This is a genomic window from Veillonella sp. AF36-20BH, from assembly GCF_003602765.1.
GTDB lineage: Bacteria > Bacillota > Negativicutes > Veillonellales > Veillonellaceae > Veillonella > Veillonella hominis.
The window spans coordinates 85,696-105,272 of record NZ_QTLR01000002.1; the positions used below are offsets into that span (position 1 = coordinate 85,696).

The window sequence follows — 19,577 nt, forward strand, 5'->3', positions numbered from 1 at the left end:
TACTTTTTTATCACTGTATTTATAAAGATGCCCCATCCAAAAGCGTAAATAATCTAGCTAATACTTATATAGAGTCATTACAATTACACCTTGAAATAAATCATAGAAAACACTATCATTTTACACATTATAATAAACTTTATAGTAGTGGCGCCATGCCCACCGTATGGGAAGGACTAGCCAGAGGCTAATCTACTGGCTTGTCTTGATGCAAATTCAGTCAAAACTACTTAACCGCTCTCGCCTCTCCGCTCCTCTAATTATAAAAGCATATTGAGTAAATATCGAATGTAGCTTGTCATGGGGCCGCTCCGTATATTAGTAGGGTAAGTCGCTTTGCTATGGGACTAATTTACATCAGGTGTTATAAAAATGAAACTGGATACCCCTGCAGCGACTTTACGAAGGACGGAGCAAAGAGGTACCCAGTTTTATTTTTAATTAAGTTGTCGCAATGAAACGGGTCCACATAGCAATCGACGTAGAAACTACTTATATGCTAGGGCCCCATGACAAGCGGAAACCACATTTACTCAAATGCTTTTATAAGTTCCATGTATTGCGCTTTGTGTGTCATTCTCCATGTCCCAAAGTCTGGTTCTGGAGATTCGTTTAGAATATTTGCCAAAGATTCCAAAAATTCTGGAATTTTTGTAGCTACAATATTGCCAGCCATTTTACCGAAGTTTTCAGAACCCATGTGTTCTGATCCACCATCTACAAGGATGAATGCTACCATAGGTTTTTTATCTACTAATTTTACAGCACCATGGAATCCAATTTCACCGATTTGGTGTGTACCACAAGAATGTGGACAGCCGGATATATGTAAACGAGGTAGTTTTCTTGTGTCTACACCCTTTTTTTCAAGGTATGCGAAGATATCTTTTAACAGACCGTTAGAGTCTTGCATACCAATCTGACATATAGTAGAACCAACACAAGATACGGAACGGCGGAAATCATTTTCGGCACTATCATCAGTTATTTCCGCAATTTTGCGTGCTTCATCAGCTGTAAGATTAATGAAGAACAATGCTTGGTCTGGCGCAATACGTGCTTCTACTTGGTCAAGTGTCACTGCATAGTCAAGGGCAGCCAACAAGTGTTCTACGTTCGCATCACCACCTGCTGGATGGTATTCTACGTAATATAAACCTTCTTGTTTTTGACGGTGAATACGATAATTTTCCACAGAATCATCACGCTTACCAGTTTTTGTAATTTCATAAGCATAATCAGCTGGATTAATAGTTAGGTGTTCTACTTCTTTTACCATAGCTAGAGTTTCTTCATAGATCTTGATGAAAGCTTCCGCCCCACCCATTTCAGCAGGCATATAACGGGTACGAGCCTTACCGCGGTTTTTGAAGTTACCATGGTTAGCAAAAACCATAAGCATAGCTTTCACATGGTACAAAACATCCTCAGGCGCTACATCATGTGCCACCGGAATACCAATGCGAGGATTAGGACCAATACCACCACAAGCATACACATCAAAAGTATTGTGTTTTGTTAAGTTAAAACCTAGGTCCTTGAACGTAGAATGTGGGGTACTATCAAAACCATTATCTATACCCATTTTAAATTTGCGAGGGATCTTGATATAGAACATTTGCTCCATAAGAAATACGCTAATAGCTGTTGCATATGGCGTAATATCTAAAGTTTCACGAGGATCAATGCCACGTAAAATACTAGCCACCACATTGGGATTGTCACCGCCAGCGCCACGGTTATAGATACCGTGGTCATAACATTCCTTATAGAGACTCAATATAGTATCACCATCAAGGCCATGCATTTGTAAGCATTGGCCGGTAGTGAAATGTACGTGTTGCAGGTTATATTTACGAATGGAGTCCGCTAAAAACTGCATGTGCTCGCGCGTCATGCGACCACCGTTGAAGCGCCAACGGCTCATGCCAGTATTTGCACCGCGCTCAGCGTAACTACCATAAGCACCAGATTGTCCTTTATAGTCTGCAATGGATAGTTCTTTCTTATAGAACTTATGTGTCATATCCTCAAACTTTGGATAATCTGCAATTAATCGATCTTTCAATTCTTGTGTAATCATACTATTACCCTCTTGGCTTATATTTATTAAGCATAATTCGTAACTTTATAACGCTTAGTATACCATATATGCATAAGTATGTTAGTAGCTAAGCTCACAATTTCAATATCGATTATTAATAATATAGTTTACAATCTGTAATAATTATCACTTTTAAAAAGCAAAAGAAGCTGTAACCAAATGTGGTTTTACCACATTCAGCTACAGCCCCTTTTTATAATAATTATATGATTAAGTGTTGCTAGTTTTTATACGCGACCTTCGTTAGGATTATTGTATGCATCCTTATCGATGGTTCCCATAATTTTGTCTACTACCAAAGCATTTGTTAAGGACCCAGATACGTTCAAACATGTACGTCCCATGTCAATCAATGGATCGATAGCTAGAATTGGGCTAATGGAGGTGAAGTACGCTCCAAGGCCTGTACCACTAAGGGATACAGATGCCGCCATTGTAGCCGTACCTGGCACGCCTGCGATACCAACAGAACCAATAGCAATAACGATAACACTCATGATATACATAGTCATATCGAATGGAATATTGGCTACATTAGAGATGTACACCACAACAAGTGCTGGGAACACGCCCGCACAACCTTGCATGCCCGCAGTAGTACCGAAGGAAGCTACTGTATTAGCAGTTGTAGCATTTACACCAAGACGTTTTGTCAAGGTCTCTACAGTTAATGGCAATACCCCCATCGAAGAACGAGAAGTGAACGCCAATAAGAGTGGTGCTTTCGCTTTCTTGAAGTATGTAATCGGATTGTAACCAAAGCTAGTAATCAAGATCGCTTGTACAACAAACATAATCAAAAGACCAACGTAAAGTAATACTACGAACAAGCCCATATCAAGAATAGCTTGTACACCGCGTGTTGCCAATGTAGAAGCTAATAAGGCAACTACACCATATGGCATAAGACCAATAATGAAATCAGCTACCCAGGAAATCAACTGATGAAGTTCATCAAATAGTTTTGTGAATACCTCCATAGAGTTTGTCCCTGTTTGTTTTAATAGACGAGCTACGCTACCCAAGATAATTGCAAACACAACAATGCCGATAACATTTGTTTCAGCAGCCGCTTGAATTGGATTACTTGGAATTAGTGCTCGGAATGTATCAACCATAGGTTTGATTTCACGAATCTTCTTACCAGATTCAACAATATCAAAACCTTGCCCTAAACCGAAGGCATTCCCCAAAATTAGACCGACTATAGCAGCAACGGCTACCATGCCAAGATTCGTAGAAATCATAGCAACTACTAACTTTTTAAGATTAGCACCTGCCTCCATGTGCAAAATAACGTGAACAATAGAGATAAAAACGATAGGAATAACAAGCATGCGGATTAAGTCGATGAAACCGCCCCCTACGAGAGAGAACCACTTTGTACTTTCCTTAATATAAACCACTTTGGATGGATCATCAGGGAAGCCTGCAATAATTTGGACCGCTATACCAAGTACGGCACCGGCAATAGTACCAATAATAACGAGATTACCGAAGGATGTGCCCTTGCGTTGCAATACATAAATACCTATTAACACGAGCACGAACACCGCGATAATACCAATACTTAATGGATTGCTTAACATGAGGTAATCTGTAAAGAATGGAATATTCATAATACACCTCTTTAATTCATATCACAACAATAGGTTATGAATTTAGTATAGCATATATCGAAAAAAATACAAGTATAATATTTAATTTTTGGTAACATTTAATGTATTCTGTAATATATGCACCAAAAAGGCGATTTTCCAAAAGAAAATCGCCTTTAGTAAATCTAGTTATTATATTATCTATTAACTAAGATATAGGTTACTTGGATAGGACCATGAGCACCATCTACAGTTACCAATTCGATATCCGCCGTACGGGATGGACCAGAAATCAAGCAGATATTTGTAGGGAACTTAGCTGGATCGTTATGATACCGTTCAGCCAAATGTTCCATTGTTTGTGTCATGCGAGGATTAATTGTGTCAGTATACAACACCGCAATATGTGTTGTAGGCAGCAAGCTAATCACACGGCCAGAATCCTCACCAGAAGCTTGCACTACAGTAGCAGTTTCAGCAATACCGCAGTATGGGAATGTAATACCAATATCAGCATTAGCAGTATTAGAAATACATTCTTCACGACCTTTAGCTGGATCCCATTGGAAGTATGTACGAGTGCCGCCATTATTAGCTGCATCTTGTTCGAACAATTCTTTTAATTTATATTCTTCTACTTCAGGAGAGCTTGGGAATACAATTTTACCGTTTCCCCAGTCGTCGATAACTGCAAAAATTGTTTCACCTAGTTTGTCAGGTGTAGTTTCAACGAATTTTGTACCAACACGTTGACATTGTTCCTTAAACATTGTCAAAATTTGATCGCGGTTCAAATCTTGGAACATAGTTTCTTGAGGACCATGGCTATAATCAAAGCCTTCTACAAAAGCAGGGCACATTTCTTGATCACGGCCTAATGCACGAGATAAACGTGCAATAAATTGATTACGTTTAGCTACATCCATTATTTTTTCTCCTTCTTCTTGTTCTTTTCATGTTCAGCATACAAATCACGGAATTTCTTGAATTTCAAGGAACCCAATTCTTTAGATTTAGTCCAGCCATTCATAACTGGAATAGCTTGAGTCCATTCAGGCATGTTACCCTCTTTATTACTAATTAAGTTCATACCGATAGCACCAGCTTTTGTGCCAAGATCAAATAATGTTGCATTACCGAACATCTTAGCAGCTGCTGTGAAGATAGCTTCTTCTGCTTTTGGACGAGTCTTTTCAATATCAGCCATGATATGACGGTGCTCCATCAACAATTCATGCAATGGAATAGCTACTGGACAGTTCTCTGTACATGCACCGCATAATGTAGAAGCATATGGAAGATCGCCGGCTACATCGTAACCTTTGAATAATGGAGTCAATACAGCACCCATTGGACCTGGATATACAGAACCATATCCATGACCGGAAACGTGACGGTATACAGGACAAATATTCATGCATGCGCCACAACGGATACAACGTAGCATTTCTTGGAATGTCCCACCCAAGATGCCAGAGCGTCCGTTATCGATAATAATGATATGAGTTTCTTCAGGACCATCAGCTTCACCAGGACGCGCAGGGCCAGTCATCATGGAGAAGTAGTTAGAAATTTTAGAACCTACTGCAGAACGGTTCAACATTTCCATCATAACATCAAGAGCTTTAAAATCAGGAACAATACGTTCTGTACCTAAGAAGATCAATTGAGTCTTAGGAATAGAACTAGCCATACGACCGTTACCTTCGTTGGAAACGATTGTACATGTACCAGATTCAGCAACTGCAAAGTTACAGCCGTTAACACCTACATCAGCTTTTAAGAAGCGCTCACGTACATAACCGCGTACAAAGTGAGTCATTTCCGTAGGGTTTTCAGTTCCTGTATAACCTAATTTTTCAGCGAAAATTTCGCGGATTTTGTTACGTTCAAAGTGAAGACCTGGTACTACGATGTGAGATGGAGGACTTACTGCAGTTTGCAAAATAAATTCAGCCAAGTCAGTTTCGTTAACTTCAATACCAGCTTCTTCTAACACTTCGTTCAAACCAATTTCTTCAGTTAAGATAGTTTTGGATTTAACGATCATTTTTGCTTCGCGTTGGCGAAGGATATCTAATGCAATTTGAGTTGCTTCTTTGTCATCGAACGCAAAGTGAACTTTAGAACCGGCTTTTTCAGCGTTGTCAGCAAATTGACTTACATAGTAATCCAAGTTGTTAAGTACGTGATCGCGAATTTTAGCCGCTTCAGCGCGGAAATCTAACCATTCAGGAACATCCGCAACTACTGTATTACGTTTATCATAAAACACGTCTTGTGCTTTTTTAATAGCTGCAACTTTGAAATCGTCAGCCAAACATTCTTTTATACGTGTTTTATAGGGGCGATTGTCATATATAAGTGCCATGTCGTCTCCTCCTTAACGGCAGTTTAAGATTTCAGCAATATGCATAACTTTGATACGGCGATCAATTTCGCCTTCTTTATGAAGACGATCAAGCATACCAGCGATGTTCATCAAGCACGCTTGGTCAGAACCGGAGATAACGTTGGCACCTGTGCCAGCAATTTCCAATGCTTTTTCGCGTGTCATAACTTCACTGATTTCAGGGTTTTTAACTGAGAAAGTACCGCCGAAACCACAGCAACGATCTGCACGTGGTAATTCAATCAAGTTGATATCTTTAACGTTTTTAAGGAGTTTGAAAGGAGGCTCTTTAATGCCCATCAAACGAGTTACGTGGCAAGATGTATGGTATGTTACGGATTCGTTGAAACGAGCCCCTACATCTTCAACACCTAATACGTCAGTAATAAATTGAGTGAATTCGTAAATTTTACCACTCAATTTTTCTGCGCGCGCCAACCACTCTGGTTGATCTTTTAAGAAATGATGATATTCATCACGGATTGCAAAAGCGCAAGAACCGGACATGCTGACTACATATTCAGCGTTCTCAAAGCATTCGATTGTATTCTTAATTGCATCCATAGCTGCGTCATTGTAACCGGAGTTAGTAAACATTTGTCCACAGCATACTTGTTTCTTAGGTACTACAAGCTCACAACCTAATCTTTCAAGTACTTCTACACCAGCCATACCTACATGAGGGTAGAACATGTCAATCAAACACTGTTGGAAAAGATGAATTTTCATATTAACTTCCTCGTCTTTTCTAGTACTTAACCTAATAAAAAATTTTGATATGTATGTGTTATGGCAATTTTTAGTAGTGAATTTTTCAACTAAATTTCTGCCCTGAACATTACTTATGCTTTCAAATAAATATTCAAAAGCTCATCGCTATAATTATAAATTAATCATGTAGATATTGTCCAAAGAATTGCTATATTCGTATGTACCCTTTTATTTCTTATATCGTTATGACTTTTTGTAATAGCAAACATTGAATTTTATCACATCTATTATTTCATTTATCATTTTTTCTTGTAAAAGCCCCATAGAATCTAGATTTTGCGAATATTTATCATTTTGCATTTTTAACTACTAGAAAATCAACTTTTATCTATATTTCATTCTATATTTATATAATCAAACTTAATTTTTCAAATTCATGTAAGTTTTATCCTTATATATTACATTTTCTTATAGTAGTGTATAAATTTAAAAAGTGTTATAATTTATTTTATATAAGTATAGTTTGAAAGGAGCCCTTTTCATGAAACTAAATAAATTATCTTTGTCTTTAGCAATTACATTGGCCCTTGGCTCTACATTCAGCATGGCTCACGCTGAAACAACTGCGACTCATATAAAATCAGAAGTATCTAATGTGGCTACTAGAGCTGAAGTTTCTGCTAAAGCGGATGAACACCGTGTTGATACATCTGTTAAAAACGATACTAAACGTATTGATACATCCGTAAAAAATGATGCTAAACATGGTAGCACAGTTGTAAAACGTGATGCAAAACATGCTGATGCATCTGCAAAAAACGCTGTTAAACGCACTGATACATCCGTAAAAAACGATACTAAACGCGTTAACACTTCTGTAAAAAATGACGTTAAACGCATTGATACTTCTGTAAAAAATGATGTAAAAGAAGATGCTGTAAAAGTAGAAGGTAAAAAAGCTGTAAAAGCTAAAGAAAACTTACCTGCTGGTATATACCCTGACACAAAAGATAACTGGGCTCGCGATGCTATCCAAGCAATGACACAAGCCGGTTACCTTTCTGGTTATGCTGATAATACATTCAAACCTAGTGCACAAATTACTCGTGAGCAAGCAGCTGCTATTTATGGCAAAGTGCTACAACACAACTTAAACGAACAAGAATTAGCGGAGATTGCAACAAAAGAATCCTCTACCTCCTACTCTGACGTGGAAGCAGATCGTTGGTCTAGCTCTGCTATCAAATTAGTTAGTGCTGCAGGCGTAATGGAAGGCACATCTAAAACAGCTTTCACACCTAGCAAAACTATGGACCGCGAACAATTCGTTGCATCCGCCGCTAGTCTAGCTAAAAAATTAAATCTTTCTACACCTGTAAAAGCAGAAAAAGTAACATTTAAAGACGAAGCTAGCATCTCCTCTGCTTACTTGGCAGATATCCAATACATGGCTCAACGTGGCATCGTAGCATCTGGGGCAACAGAAAACTTTAACCCTAAACAACCTGTAACAAGAGCACAAGCGGCAACAATCTTGAACCGCATGCTTAATGGTGCTGGCCTTGCAACACCGAAACACAGTACAACTGAAGCTAAAGCTGAAACAACTGTAAAAGAAGATATAAAAAAAGCTGATACAGCAATCGAAAAAGAGGCCTCCAAAGTAAATAAAGATGCAAAAAAAGATATGTCCAAAACTGATAAAGACATGAAAAAAGAGGCAGAAAAGGCAGATAAAGTAGCCAAAGCTGAGGCAAAAAAAGCTGACAAAGACTTAAAGGGCAACAAAAATGCTACAGTAGCGGAAAAAGCTGAACCTACTCGCACAGTTCGCCCTGTTCGTCGTAGCACACTAAAAGCACTTGATCAAAAGCAACAAGCTGCATTAGAAGACAAAGTATTTTCTGAATTAAATAAAACTTATAAAACAGAAGATGCATTCCAAAATTACGGCGTAATGTACTGGCGTGACAACCAATTACACGTAGCTTTGAAAACAGACAGCGATATTTCCACTGTAAAAGCTAACCTTGCAAACCGTGGTGATTCCACTGTAAATAACTATGTTATAGTTGAATCTTCCCAGTACAGCCAAGCTGAATACGATGCAATTGATACAAACTTCCGCAACTACTACAACAAAAATGAAAAAGCAGGTACAATTCTAGCTACATTCCCTGATGTAGAGAATAACCAACTTTACGCAGTTGTATCTACAGCATCTAAAGAAACACAACAAGGGATCTCTAAATTATTCGGTTCCAAAGTAAAAATGACAGTAAAACGCTAATCGGCGTTACACTTAACCAGCCAAGGCAGCGTATACTCAATAGTACTACGCTGCTTTGTTGTATATCACAATGCATGCCAACTAATTGACTATGATGCGACGGATATAGCTTTTTATGCTGGTGAAAGTTTATATTCTACGGCTATCGCGCATTAGCCTTTACCATGATTAGGAAGGATTTTTATGTACAAGAATACCCCTTACGCATTACGTGCCCTCGTGCTCGGCACATTATTGACTACAACAGGCCTTGGTTTTGCTTCTGCAAACACAACCACTACAACTCATGCTCCTGCAACCACTGTTAAATCCACTAAAATGGAAACTACTAGAGCAGATGTAGCTAAAACAGAAGTAGCTAAAATGGATGTCGATAAAACGGAAGCAACCAAAATCGAAACAGCTAAAATTAAATCTACTAATACTGCATCACCTGCAATTGTAAATACCTCTATTGGTACACCTCAAGATATTCAAAAAATCCGCGCCCACATCTTTACAGATGTGCCTAGTGATTTTTGGGCAGCTAACTCGATTAGCACTGTAACAAAAGCTAACCTAATGAAGGGGTATTCCGATGGTACATTCCGACCTAACCAACCTATGACACGTGAAGAAGTAGCAGCGCTCTTCAACAATATCACGGATGATGGTACGGCCGCCTTTTTATCAAGTAAATTTAAAGATATTACATCTGACCGTTGGTCTGCTCTTGCTATTGAATCTGTAGCGCGCAAGAATATCATCAGCGGATATGGCGATGACACATATAAACCAGAAAAATATATGTCTCGCCAAGAGTTTGCTGTAGTAGCAGATAACTATATCCATTATTTAGGATATATCACTGAAGACCCAACAGTTCTTGATAATATATCCTATGGAGACCAAAAATTCGTGGCTCCTTGGGCACAAGATGCCGTTCGCGAGCTTGCCTATCTTGGGTTCACAAACTACGCTCCAGGTACATTGTTTAATCCTGAAAAATATGTAACTCGTGCAGAAGCTGCGGAAATTGCGTACCGCATGACACAAACAGAACAAGCACTTGCCTTCCATAACACATTGTTCAAGCAACAAGTAGAAAATAAAACAGCTAATATCATCGACAAAGCATTAGGCTATGGCAATGATTTCACCAAATTTCGTCAAGACGGGGCCCTCTTCTGGGAGGCAGGCCAATTACATGCATCTTTAACGGATCAAAAGAAAACTGACCTCGTCTCCAAAGCAATTACAGAAGCTCATGATCCACAGCTAGATAGAACTGTAGTCGTATCAAAAGGTAAATTAAATCAGGCCCAACTAGAGGAGTATCAATCTGATGCCATCGCCCTTTACCAACAAAAAGAACCTCAAGGAAAGATTCTTTCCATCTCCCCAAATACTGATACGAGTGCCCTTCTCATTACCGTTGACTCTATTCAAAAATCGACGTTGAAAGCATTTAAAAAGAAATTCCATGATAATGTATTCTTACAATTACCACCGGAACCACTTACAAACTCAGATGGAAACATTCAATTCCCATTACCGCCACGCGTAAACTATTATAACGACAAACAATAAGTAGATAAAAAAGAACCGCCCCCTTAGGAGCGGTTCTTTTCACAATTAAACAGCTGTTACTATACACACATAATCGAATTTACACAGTTCGATTATTTTTTTGTTACATCATTTTCGCGGTCACGCAAGATACCAACTGGTACATATATAGTACCTGCGCTATGGATTGCATCTACGTCTTGTTGCAAGATCATTACAACGGAATAATCATCTGTTGTGTAGAATTCAGTAGGCATTTTATCGATATTTACATCGCCACCTAATTTATCTTTCACATCTTGATTATTATTAATCGCATTCACCAATTCTTTTTTATTAAGACCACCAAGATCGTACAAGGACAATTGGCGACCTGTTGTGGTGTTAAATGTGAAACCTTTTACATAGTTTACACCATTGGCATCATGATCACGCATTGTATATGTGTGAATCAATACGCTGAAAATACCGTTTTTATCTGTTTTAACATCATAGTACATAACTACATTTGTTTTATCAGATTCTTTAGCATTTAACTTTTCTACATCATTTTGTATTTTAGAAACATACTTTTTGATGGTCGTATTAATTGCTTTTTCTACCGCAGGGCTAACAGATTTAACCTCTGGGAATACTAAATCCAAATGATCTGTAGTAGATTCCACAGGTGATACAGCAACCTCTTTGCGATCCATATAACGGTCCGCATTTGGAGCTACCACTTCAACTGCATTACGATCTACTTTAGACGCTTTAGAGCGCAACGCACGGTTCTGCTCAGGTGTAGCAGTGCTAGAAATACGATATGTTAAATCATTACGATTTACACGTTTCGCATTTGTTTGATTTGCTTGTACATTTACAGTATCTTGCGTTACAGGTATTACTTCGCTTGCTGCGAAGGAGACTACTGGCAATGCAGCAGCCATAATGATGAGTACAGACTGTTTTAATTTCATTGTTTAACCTCTTATTGTTCTTGCTCAGCTTTCATAGCAAGAGCTTCTTCTTTATTGAACTTGTGTGTAACAACACGGCGAACAAGATAGAGACCAGCGAATATGAATGCAAGCAATCCTAACCATTGTGCTGTGCTTTCAAATTCAGGACCTACTAATTCAAGTGGGGATTCCCCACCACCAGTTGTAACAGACAATACAATAATAACAGCTATGATTACACCAATCAAGCTTTCACCAACGATCAGACCAGAAGCAAAGAGAACACCGCGGCGATTGGATTGCTCTACATCGTAGTCAGCAAGCTCACCGGCACGCATTTTAGCACGAGCTACAAGATAACGACCTACGAAATAGCTGATGAAAGAACCAATAATAAGTGGTACTTCTAAAGTAGGTGGTAAATAAATACCCATACCAACAGCCAACGGAGGCAATGTTAAGGTAGCAGTTGTGCTCTTGAGAATCAAATTGACGATAATCGCCACAACACCAACGCCAACGCCGATTAAGATATAATCCCAATCCATGCTAGAGTTGAAGATACCTTGCGCAATGGTAGTCATCAAAGTCGCTTGAGGAGCAGATAATGCAGCGTTTGGATCCATTTCAGCACGTGGTAACGCACCTGTGAAACCATATGCTTGGTAAAGCAAGTTAAGAACTGGAGCAATTGCAATGGCACCGGCTACAGAACCAAGTAACAAGGCAATTTGTTGACGCCAAGGTGTAGCACCAACGAGTTGGCCAGTTTTCAAATCTTGTAAATTATCATTAGAAATAGATGCAATCGCAATAACTACGGATGTCATAAAGATAGCCATAGCGGTAGCGAACTGAACACCTTCTTGTGTAGCAAATAAATTATTTTCCGCTGCGATAAAGTATACAACCAAGGAAGAAATAATAGTCGCTAAAATACCGATACCAGAAATTGGAGAAGCAGATGTACCGATAAGGCCTGCCATATAGCCACATGCTGCAGCTACGAAGAAGCCAATCAATAAAGCTACTACGATACCTACTACAACGAGTGTCCACATTAAACCTGCACTAATAGGTACGACAGATACGAAATCCCAGAATGTAAATACTAATCCAATAAGAATAAGTATGAATACACCTAAAACGGATTTTGTACTCATATCTGTATCCATGCGATGCAATTCACGTTCTGTGGAACTGCTATTCATGGATTTAACAGAAATTTTCATACCTTCGATGATAGGTTTGATTAAGGTAATCAAAGTCCAAATCGCAGCAATACCGATAGCACCAGCACCGATAAAACGAACTTTAGATTTCCAAACAGCCATTGCAAACTTGGCAGTAGCACCGCCATCTGGAGCAAACATATTAGTGAAGTAAGGTACGAAGCCAGCCCACGCGATGAGTACACCAACGAGGATAGCGATACCAGAGGCGATACCAATAAGATAACCAGCACCTAACAACGCTGTAGAGAAGCCCAAAGGAATTTGAGTAATCCCTTTGCTACCTACAGGAATCCAGAAGCTCATGCTATCGCCAAGCACTTTGAAACCATTTGCACAAAGGCTAATAAGGCCAGCTACAAAGCCACCGGACACAATGTCTGTCATACCGGAGCTAGATTGAGGGCCTTGTTCACCATTGTGAGAGCCAACCTTTAAAATTTCTGCTGCTGCACGGCCTTCAGGATATGGTAGATCACTATTCACTACCATGGCACGACGCAATGGGATGGTGAATAATACACCTAGAGAACCACCACAGGCACAGAGCAAAAATGTTTGCCAGAATGGAAAGCCATTCCAATACCCAAGCATGAGTAAACCTGGCAAGATAAAGATAATAGCGGACAATGTACCAGCGGCAGAAGCCTGCGTTTGTACCATGTTATTTTCAAGAACGTTAGAATCCTTGAAAAAACGCAAAATCGCCATTGAAATAATAGCAGCCGGAATGGATGACGAGAACGTCAAACCAACCTTCAAACCAAGATATACGTTAGATGCTGTAAAAATAACAGTAATCAATGCACCAAGTAGCATCCCACGTAACGTCAGTTCCGGCAGATGAAGGTCATGGCTCGTAAAGTCATGTTTCATAAGTACTTACCTCCTCTGTGAAATCATAAACTTAAAACAATATACTAAGCTACTTTCATTTTATCGTGTTAAAGCGATGATTTCAATATATATGCGATATTTATAATGTATACATATTTTCTCCAACCCTTGAGCTATGGGAAAGGCAATAGCCCAAAAGCCTCCAAAGCCACCCACCCCGCTTCGCGGGGCCGCTAAGTCGTTTTTGGGCTATCGCCTTCTCCCTCTCAGATCAGCATTATATAAAACATATATACAAATTAAATATAAATCATCACATATATATTGTAGGGAGGAGATAGGTGTATATGCGCATTATGCATATACACCTATCAATTATATGAAAATAGAAATCATTCTCTTTTATTCTGTACAAATATACAGGATTTTATATAATTAAAGTACCGACAATAGAGTCGGCATGTCTTTTAAGGAGGTTGTAAACATTATGGAAACAAGAATTGAATACGATTCAATGGGACCAGTCGAAGTCGACGCTAGACGAATTTACGGACCTCAAACGCAACGCTCGTTCAATAACTTTAAGATCGGTGACCACCGCATCCCTATTGAACAAATCAAAGCGCTTGCGCTTGTAAAAAAAGCATGTGCTTTAACCAATGCAAAGTGTGGCGCAGTAACTGAGGAAAAAGCGAAACTCATCGCTCAAGTAGTAGATGAGATTGTAGACGGCAAATGGGATGAAGAATTCCCGTTAACTGTATTCCAAACAGGTTCTGGCACACAAACGAATATGAATGTGAACGAGGTAATCGCTCACCGGGCTAAACAGTTAGATGAAAGCAATCCGCTTCATCCTAACGACGATGTAAACCGCGGTCAAAGTACAAACGATACATTTCCTACGGCAATGCATATCTGTGCGTACTTTGAAATTACAAAACGCGTAATTCCTGCATTGGACGGCCTTATCGGATCCTTTGAAAAATTGCAGAAAAAAGGAAAAGGATTGCAAAAAGTTGGTCGTACGCATCTACAAGATGCTACTTTTATCATGGTAGACCAAGAAATTAGCGCCTTTGTGGACGGCCTAAAAACTGCCAAAACTATGCTCCTTCAAAATGCTGACCACCTACTCGACGTAGCACTCGGTGGTACTGCGGTCGGTACAGGTGTGAACACACCTAAGGGCTATCTAGACGTTATGGAAACTGTATTGCCAGAGGTAACAGGCGCTCCATTCCGTGTTAAGAATAACAAATTCCAAGGCCTATCTTTGAAAGATGCATTTATGATGGCTCACGGTGCACTTAACACATTAGCGACTACCCTATTCAAAATCGCTAACGATGTGCGCTTCTTAGGCTCTGGCCCTCGCTGTGGCTATGGCGAATGGCATCTTCCTGAAAACGAACCGGGCTCCTCCATCATGCCAGGCAAGGTAAATCCTACACAATGTGAAGCCTTGACCATGGTATGCGCCCAAGTATTCGGCCATAATACGACTATGACACTTTGTGCAGGTAGCGGTGCATTCCAATTGAACGTGTACATGCCTATCATGATCTATGACTTTGTTGAAAGCTGTCGCCTCCTTGCAGATGCTATGAATTCGTTCACAACACACTGTATCGACGGTGTAGAATTCGTACCTGAAAAACTCAACTTCTTTGTAGAACAATCCCTCATGATTGCTACATCCTTAACACCATATATCGGCTACGATAAGAGCGCTAAGGTGGTAAAAGAAGCGTACAAACGTGGTTGCTCTATTAAAGAAATCATCTTGGAAGAAAAACTCATGACCGAAGACGAATTTGCTGAAGCAGTTCGCATGAAATAAAATCTCTCACATCTCTATGATATATCTGTAACATCCTCTCATACCTCAAATGAACGGAAAAAGCCCCGATACATTATGTATCGGGGTTTTCTATTTATTACGCCACTCCATCAAAGAATGTAATGACTGTAATTTCTCGTGGGCAGTTGATACGGATTGGGAACCAGTGTCCTGTACCATTATTAACATAGCACACGCTTTGTTCTTGTACATAGCGACCTTTTGTATATGGTGTGCCCGTTGGTACTAATGGCATGCCCATGAATACGATTTGACCTCCGTGTGTATGACCAGATAGAGTCAATGGAATTTTACGTTCAATAGATTCTTCGAAGAATTCAGGGTGATGGGCCAATAGGATAACAAAGGCATAGTCTGGAATTCCAGATAAAGCTTTGTTAATCATGGCTTCTCGGTTATCCTTTTTACGATCGTTATCGTACGCAACGCCCGCAATATATACAGGTTGTTTACCACCCATGATTTGAATATTACTATTCACGAGAATATTCATAGGTGTATTTCGTTTAAGTGAATCCAGTACCTTATTTACATCGTGATGATACTCGTGATTTCCCAAGATAAAGTCAACACCATCAGGGATTTGTTTTGCGAAGGTTGTCAGTCTTTCACAGACTTGCGGCAACCATGCAAGCTTATCAATAAGGTCGCCAGTGATAACAACGCGATTAGGTTTTTGTAAAAGTGCAAGTTTCAGGATTTCATCAAAGTCATCTAAGTCGATACTCGGTCCTATATGAATATCACTAAGTTGTACAATTTTATAGTTTTTCAAACCAGGTGGTAGGTTCGTGTAGCCAAAACTTTCATGAGTTACTACTACCTCTTGTTGACCTGCAAAGGCAGCATAGCTAGAACCACCGATAGTAGCCAACGGCACTATAGTTGCAGCAGTTCTAAAAAAAGTACGACGGCCTGTTCTATTTTCCTCTGGTGTTTTGCTCCAAATCTTATTGATTGTCCAATATAATAGACTAAGTATGATAAATACAGGAATCGCTAGAAATACGCCAAAAAGGAATCCGTAGCTTTCGGTACGGAACATATTCATCAAAGGATAGTACATCGTACCATATAAATCCACTTGATTGAGTATATAGTATCGGATAGCAGCAAACCACGCACCGATAATGATTATATAGCCCACCCAGGCAGGCCATTTCTTTTTGGGCTTCCACAAGTTGAGGAATAGAGCCCAAAATCCTACCAACCCTATTAGGAGGATGGCAGAAAAAGTAATATTAAATAGAATTCTCATTCATTACTCCTACAAATTATTTTGCGATTTCCGTCAATTTACCATGAGGACCCGCCCAAGCATAGTCGGAGAACTCATCACGCTTGATGAGCATCCAGTCCTTTGGCAATTGCTGTTGGATATCTGCAATCGATATATTATTCGCATTCCCTGTGTACGTTAAATCACCGCGGAATGCTTTCATAAACCATTTTCGGTGAGAGAAAATATGTGTTATTTCTTTCACAAGTACTGGTTGCAAAGATAACTCAAAGCCAAGGGGCTGAACTAATTCCTCAAGGCCTCGTTCTCCGTCCTCAAAGGCAGATACCATTTCCACAGATGGAAATTCCCACATGGACCGTAAAAGTCCACGATTCGGCCGTTTATGCAACAAATAATAGCCTTTATAATTCAAGATGCTCACGAATAAAGGCACCTCTACTACCTTTGTTTTCTTGATGCGCACAGGCAGTTTATCTGTATCTTCATGTTGATAGGCAGCGCACATATTTACAATAGGACATTCCCCACAACGCGGCGTTTTTGGAATGCACACAGCAGAGCCAAAGTCCATCAAGGCTTGGTTAAAATCACCAGGTCGATCGTGAGGCAAAGTCTCCTCCACGATGGCTGTAATAGTCTTTTTACCCTTAGTGCTTAAAATATCGTCAAAGATGCGATATAGACGAGCATAGATGCGCAATACATTGCCATCTACAGCCGCTTCTGGTTCGTTGTACGCCATAGATAGTACAGCCCCAGCCGTATAAGAACCTACGCCCTTTAGGGACTCCATGGTTTTACGATCGTGAGGCACGATACCGCCGTAATTTTCAACTACGTCCTTTACACCGAGGCGCAAGTTACGAGCACGGCTATAATAACCAAGCCCTTGCCAAGCATGAACCACCTCATCTTCGGAAGCCTTTGCCAAGTCTTCCAAAGTTGGGAATAGACGCATCCAGTTGTCGTAATAAGGCTTCATCGCCTCAATGCGCGTCTGCTGGCTCATCACCTCGGAAACCCAAATCTTATAAGGGTCCCCACAATCGCGCCACGGCAACTCCCGTTTATGCACATCATACCACGCCAATAGCTGTGGTACCCACTTTGGGTTCTTTTTATCAGTCATATTACCTCAAAATAGTATAAATTATGGAGCATATTACCACTCTCATGGTCATATAGCCCCTTTTTACATTTTAAAATCCACCAAACCATCATCTTGATGTTAGTAAATTTATGTTAATAATTAAATAGGTATACACTAAAATTCGTCGGCATAGTATAAAGAATACCTATATTCGACAATATAACGCAAATAATCTATACGTATCAGCCATTAATATACAAATCAATGCGCGCCAAGTGTTCGCTTTCAAGAACAGTATCAACAGTGGTCAAATCCATCTTATCCACCATATTATTATCTCGTCCAAACACAATAGGTCCTTTTAATTTCTTACCTTCTAACAACATCGGCAACCATCTGCGGTCACCATCCCACATATGTTCATAAGGAATTTGATTTGGTTCTAGCCAATGAGGCTCCATTTCGTCTGTTTCCTCTACATCGCCTGTGAAAGCACGCAAGAAATACACATAACTCACGTGCGTTAAGCTTTCATCAAAAGGAAATTGAAAATCAAAAGCCGCGACACATTCTAAGTCTTCAAGATTTCCCTGAAGGCCAGATTCCTCATAGAGTTCGCGAATGGCACACTCTCGGAAGCTTTCACCATCATCAAGTTTACCACCGAAACCATTATATTTATCGGCCCCAAAACCACGCTTCTTACGCCCTAACAATATACGATTTTGTTCATCAATGGGAAATACGAGCGTCGTTGGTTTCATAGGGCCTCCTTAGTCACAAAAATAACACACTATTATTATACCATTATTTCATGTACGAATGCGCTAGTTGTGGTATGATTAAGAGTATAGAGTTTCTTACAAGGAAGGAGGCACATGATGAACAAACCACTTAGATTTAATATCGAATTAGGACGAACAAAGCCCGTCAATATTCGCAATGAACAAGTGCGTTGTCCCTTCTGTGATCGTTCCAAATTAACGGATATTCTCGATACATCAGGTCATATTATATGGCTCATGAACAAGTATCCTGTATTAGAAAAAACTTGGCCTACCGTCATTATCGAAACGGAAACTGACGAAGGCGAATTTTCTACCTTACCTACAGACGAAGCCGCCCACATTCTCCAATTTGGTCTCGATAAATGGCGCGAAACTCGTCAACGTAAAGAGTTTAAATCCGTACTCTTCTTCAAAAATTATGGCTATATGTCCGGTGGCTCTATTCGCCATCCTCACAGCCAAATCATAGGGCTTGAGAATTACGATTACCATAAAGATATTACGGCCCAAAATATGGAGGGTTGGCTCTTGCACGAGGATCAAGATGTACGCATCACCTTGTCTACCCATCCAATTATCGGGTTCTTTGAGTACAACATTCGCTTCAAACCAGATGCACCGGTTCGTACTGTAGCCCTTCGACTACAGCAAATTTTGCGCTATGTATTGCATAGTGTAGCAAACTTTAGCCAGTCCTATAATTACTTCGTATATAATCTTGAGGACGGCTATGATTACATCAAGGTAGTGGCGCGTTATGTAACGACGCCCCTCTATGTAGGCTACAAAATTCCTCAAACTTGTGATGAGGGACGAGCTGCTAAAATCAAGCACGATATTACGCCTTATTTTCAAGCTACTAAATAGCTCTAACCATATACCGTATATAATTTGATATATTATTTTATATGGTTTTAACCATACATAATTGAAAGGATT

Annotated in this window: 14 protein-coding genes; 4 read left to right on the forward strand and 10 right to left on the reverse strand. The window is 39.7% G+C overall.

Annotation, left to right across the window (positions count from 1 at the left end; all coding sequences use genetic code 11):
- Window positions 1-529: 529 nt before the first annotated feature.
- The 5 genes from DW000_RS02970 to DW000_RS02990 form a co-directional block, all read right to left on the reverse strand.
- A complete protein-coding gene (locus tag DW000_RS02970; protein WP_120054941.1) occupies window positions 530-2,083 on the reverse strand; it encodes a nitrite/sulfite reductase in 1,554 nt (517 codons plus the stop codon).
- A gap of 248 nt (window positions 2,084-2,331) precedes the next feature.
- Window positions 2,332-3,723, reverse strand: a complete 1,392-nt coding sequence (locus DW000_RS02975) for a cation:dicarboxylase symporter family transporter (protein WP_008602231.1) — start codon at window positions 3,721-3,723, stop codon at window positions 2,332-2,334.
- Window positions 3,724-3,899: 176 nt separating this feature from the next.
- On the reverse strand, window positions 3,900-4,628 hold the full coding sequence (locus tag DW000_RS02980) for a lactate utilization protein C (protein WP_120054943.1): 729 nt from the start codon (window positions 4,626-4,628) through the stop codon (window positions 3,900-3,902).
- Window positions 4,628-6,073, reverse strand: coding sequence for a LutB/LldF family L-lactate oxidation iron-sulfur protein (locus tag DW000_RS02985; protein WP_004694882.1), 1,446 nt, complete (start codon window positions 6,071-6,073; stop codon window positions 4,628-4,630). The genes DW000_RS02980 and DW000_RS02985 overlap by 1 nt, the downstream gene beginning before the upstream one ends.
- 12 nt (window positions 6,074-6,085) lie before the next feature.
- Window positions 6,086-6,823 carry a (Fe-S)-binding protein gene (locus DW000_RS02990; protein WP_004694880.1) on the reverse strand — a complete coding sequence of 246 codons (738 nt, stop codon included), beginning with the start codon at window positions 6,821-6,823 and terminating at the stop codon, window positions 6,086-6,088.
- A 523-nt stretch (window positions 6,824-7,346) separates the two neighbouring features.
- Here DW000_RS02990 and DW000_RS02995 point away from each other — a divergent pair.
- Complete coding sequence (locus DW000_RS02995) at window positions 7,347-9,095, forward strand: S-layer homology domain-containing protein (RefSeq protein ID WP_120054945.1); 1,749 nt, start codon at window positions 7,347-7,349, stop codon at window positions 9,093-9,095.
- Window positions 9,096-9,278: 183 nt separating this feature from the next.
- Window positions 9,279-10,664 carry an S-layer homology domain-containing protein gene (locus DW000_RS03000; protein WP_120054947.1) on the forward strand — a complete coding sequence of 462 codons (1,386 nt, stop codon included), beginning with the start codon at window positions 9,279-9,281 and terminating at the stop codon, window positions 10,662-10,664.
- Between the two features lie 92 nt (window positions 10,665-10,756).
- Here the strand turns inward: DW000_RS03000 and DW000_RS03005 are convergent, their stop codons facing one another.
- The gene (locus DW000_RS03005) at window positions 10,757-11,602 is read right to left on the reverse strand and encodes a hypothetical protein (protein ID WP_120054949.1); all 846 of its coding nucleotides are present in this window, start codon (window positions 11,600-11,602) and stop codon (window positions 10,757-10,759) included.
- An 11-nt stretch (window positions 11,603-11,613) separates the two neighbouring features.
- Entirely contained in the window at window positions 11,614-13,692 is a 2,079-nt protein-coding gene (locus tag DW000_RS03010; RefSeq protein ID WP_120054951.1) for an oligopeptide transporter, OPT family, read from the reverse strand.
- A 448-nt stretch (window positions 13,693-14,140) separates the two neighbouring features.
- On the opposite strand from DW000_RS03010, the gene DW000_RS03015 reads away from it, so the two are divergent.
- Window positions 14,141-15,496, forward strand: a complete 1,356-nt coding sequence (locus DW000_RS03015) for a class II fumarate hydratase (RefSeq protein WP_120054953.1) — start codon at window positions 14,141-14,143, stop codon at window positions 15,494-15,496.
- A 97-nt stretch (window positions 15,497-15,593) separates the two neighbouring features.
- Here DW000_RS03015 and DW000_RS03020 read toward each other — a convergent pair whose 3' ends face one another.
- From DW000_RS03020 to DW000_RS03030, 3 genes are all read right to left on the reverse strand, one after another.
- Window positions 15,594-16,775 carry a metallophosphoesterase gene (locus DW000_RS03020; RefSeq protein WP_120054955.1) on the reverse strand — a complete coding sequence of 394 codons (1,182 nt, stop codon included), beginning with the start codon at window positions 16,773-16,775 and terminating at the stop codon, window positions 15,594-15,596.
- A gap of 16 nt (window positions 16,776-16,791) precedes the next feature.
- Window positions 16,792-17,889 (reverse strand): A/G-specific adenine glycosylase, encoded by a 1,098-nt coding sequence (gene mutY, locus DW000_RS03025; RefSeq protein ID WP_120054957.1) that lies wholly within the window; start codon window positions 17,887-17,889, stop codon window positions 16,792-16,794.
- 203 nt (window positions 17,890-18,092) lie between these two features.
- Entirely contained in the window at window positions 18,093-18,614 is a 522-nt protein-coding gene (locus DW000_RS03030) for an 8-oxo-dGTP diphosphatase (RefSeq protein WP_004698142.1), read from the reverse strand.
- Window positions 18,615-18,731: 117 nt separating this feature from the next.
- Here DW000_RS03030 and DW000_RS03035 point away from each other — a divergent pair, with 117 nt between their 5' ends.
- Window positions 18,732-19,505, forward strand: a complete 774-nt coding sequence (locus tag DW000_RS03035) for a DUF4931 domain-containing protein (RefSeq protein ID WP_004698244.1) — start codon at window positions 18,732-18,734, stop codon at window positions 19,503-19,505.
- Window positions 19,506-19,577: the final 72 nt, after the last annotated feature.

What these genes read in the sequence shown, in the direction of transcription:
- DW000_RS02970 (WP_120054941.1), bottom strand. Translation starts at nt 2,083, where the DNA reads ATGATTACACAAGAATTGAAAGATCGATTAATTGCAGATTATCCAAAG.
- DW000_RS02980 (WP_120054943.1), bottom strand. Translation starts at nt 4,628, where the DNA reads ATGGATGTAGCTAAACGTAATCAATTTATTGCACGTTTATCTCGTGCA.
- DW000_RS03010 (WP_120054951.1), bottom strand. Translation starts at nt 13,692, where the DNA reads ATGAAACATGACTTTACGAGCCATGACCTTCATCTGCCGGAACTGACG.
- DW000_RS03000 (WP_120054947.1), top strand. Translation starts at nt 9,279, where the DNA reads ATGTACAAGAATACCCCTTACGCATTACGTGCCCTCGTGCTCGGCACA.
- mutY (WP_120054957.1), bottom strand. Translation starts at nt 17,889, where the DNA reads ATGACTGATAAAAAGAACCCAAAGTGGGTACCACAGCTATTGGCGTGG.
- DW000_RS03035 (WP_004698244.1), top strand. Translation starts at nt 18,732, where the DNA reads ATGAACAAACCACTTAGATTTAATATCGAATTAGGACGAACAAAGCCC.
- DW000_RS03030 (WP_004698142.1), bottom strand. Translation starts at nt 18,614, where the DNA reads ATGAAACCAACGACGCTCGTATTTCCCATTGATGAACAAAATCGTATA.
- DW000_RS02990 (WP_004694880.1), bottom strand. Translation starts at nt 6,823, where the DNA reads ATGAAAATTCATCTTTTCCAACAGTGTTTGATTGACATGTTCTACCCT.
- DW000_RS03020 (WP_120054955.1), bottom strand. Translation starts at nt 16,775, where the DNA reads ATGAGAATTCTATTTAATATTACTTTTTCTGCCATCCTCCTAATAGGG.
- DW000_RS02985 (WP_004694882.1), bottom strand. Translation starts at nt 6,073, where the DNA reads ATGGCACTTATATATGACAATCGCCCCTATAAAACACGTATAAAAGAA.
- DW000_RS03005 (WP_120054949.1), bottom strand. Translation starts at nt 11,602, where the DNA reads ATGAAATTAAAACAGTCTGTACTCATCATTATGGCTGCTGCATTGCCA.
- DW000_RS03015 (WP_120054953.1), top strand. Translation starts at nt 14,141, where the DNA reads ATGGAAACAAGAATTGAATACGATTCAATGGGACCAGTCGAAGTCGAC.
- DW000_RS02995 (WP_120054945.1), top strand. Translation starts at nt 7,347, where the DNA reads ATGAAACTAAATAAATTATCTTTGTCTTTAGCAATTACATTGGCCCTT.
- DW000_RS02975 (WP_008602231.1), bottom strand. Translation starts at nt 3,723, where the DNA reads ATGAATATTCCATTCTTTACAGATTACCTCATGTTAAGCAATCCATTA.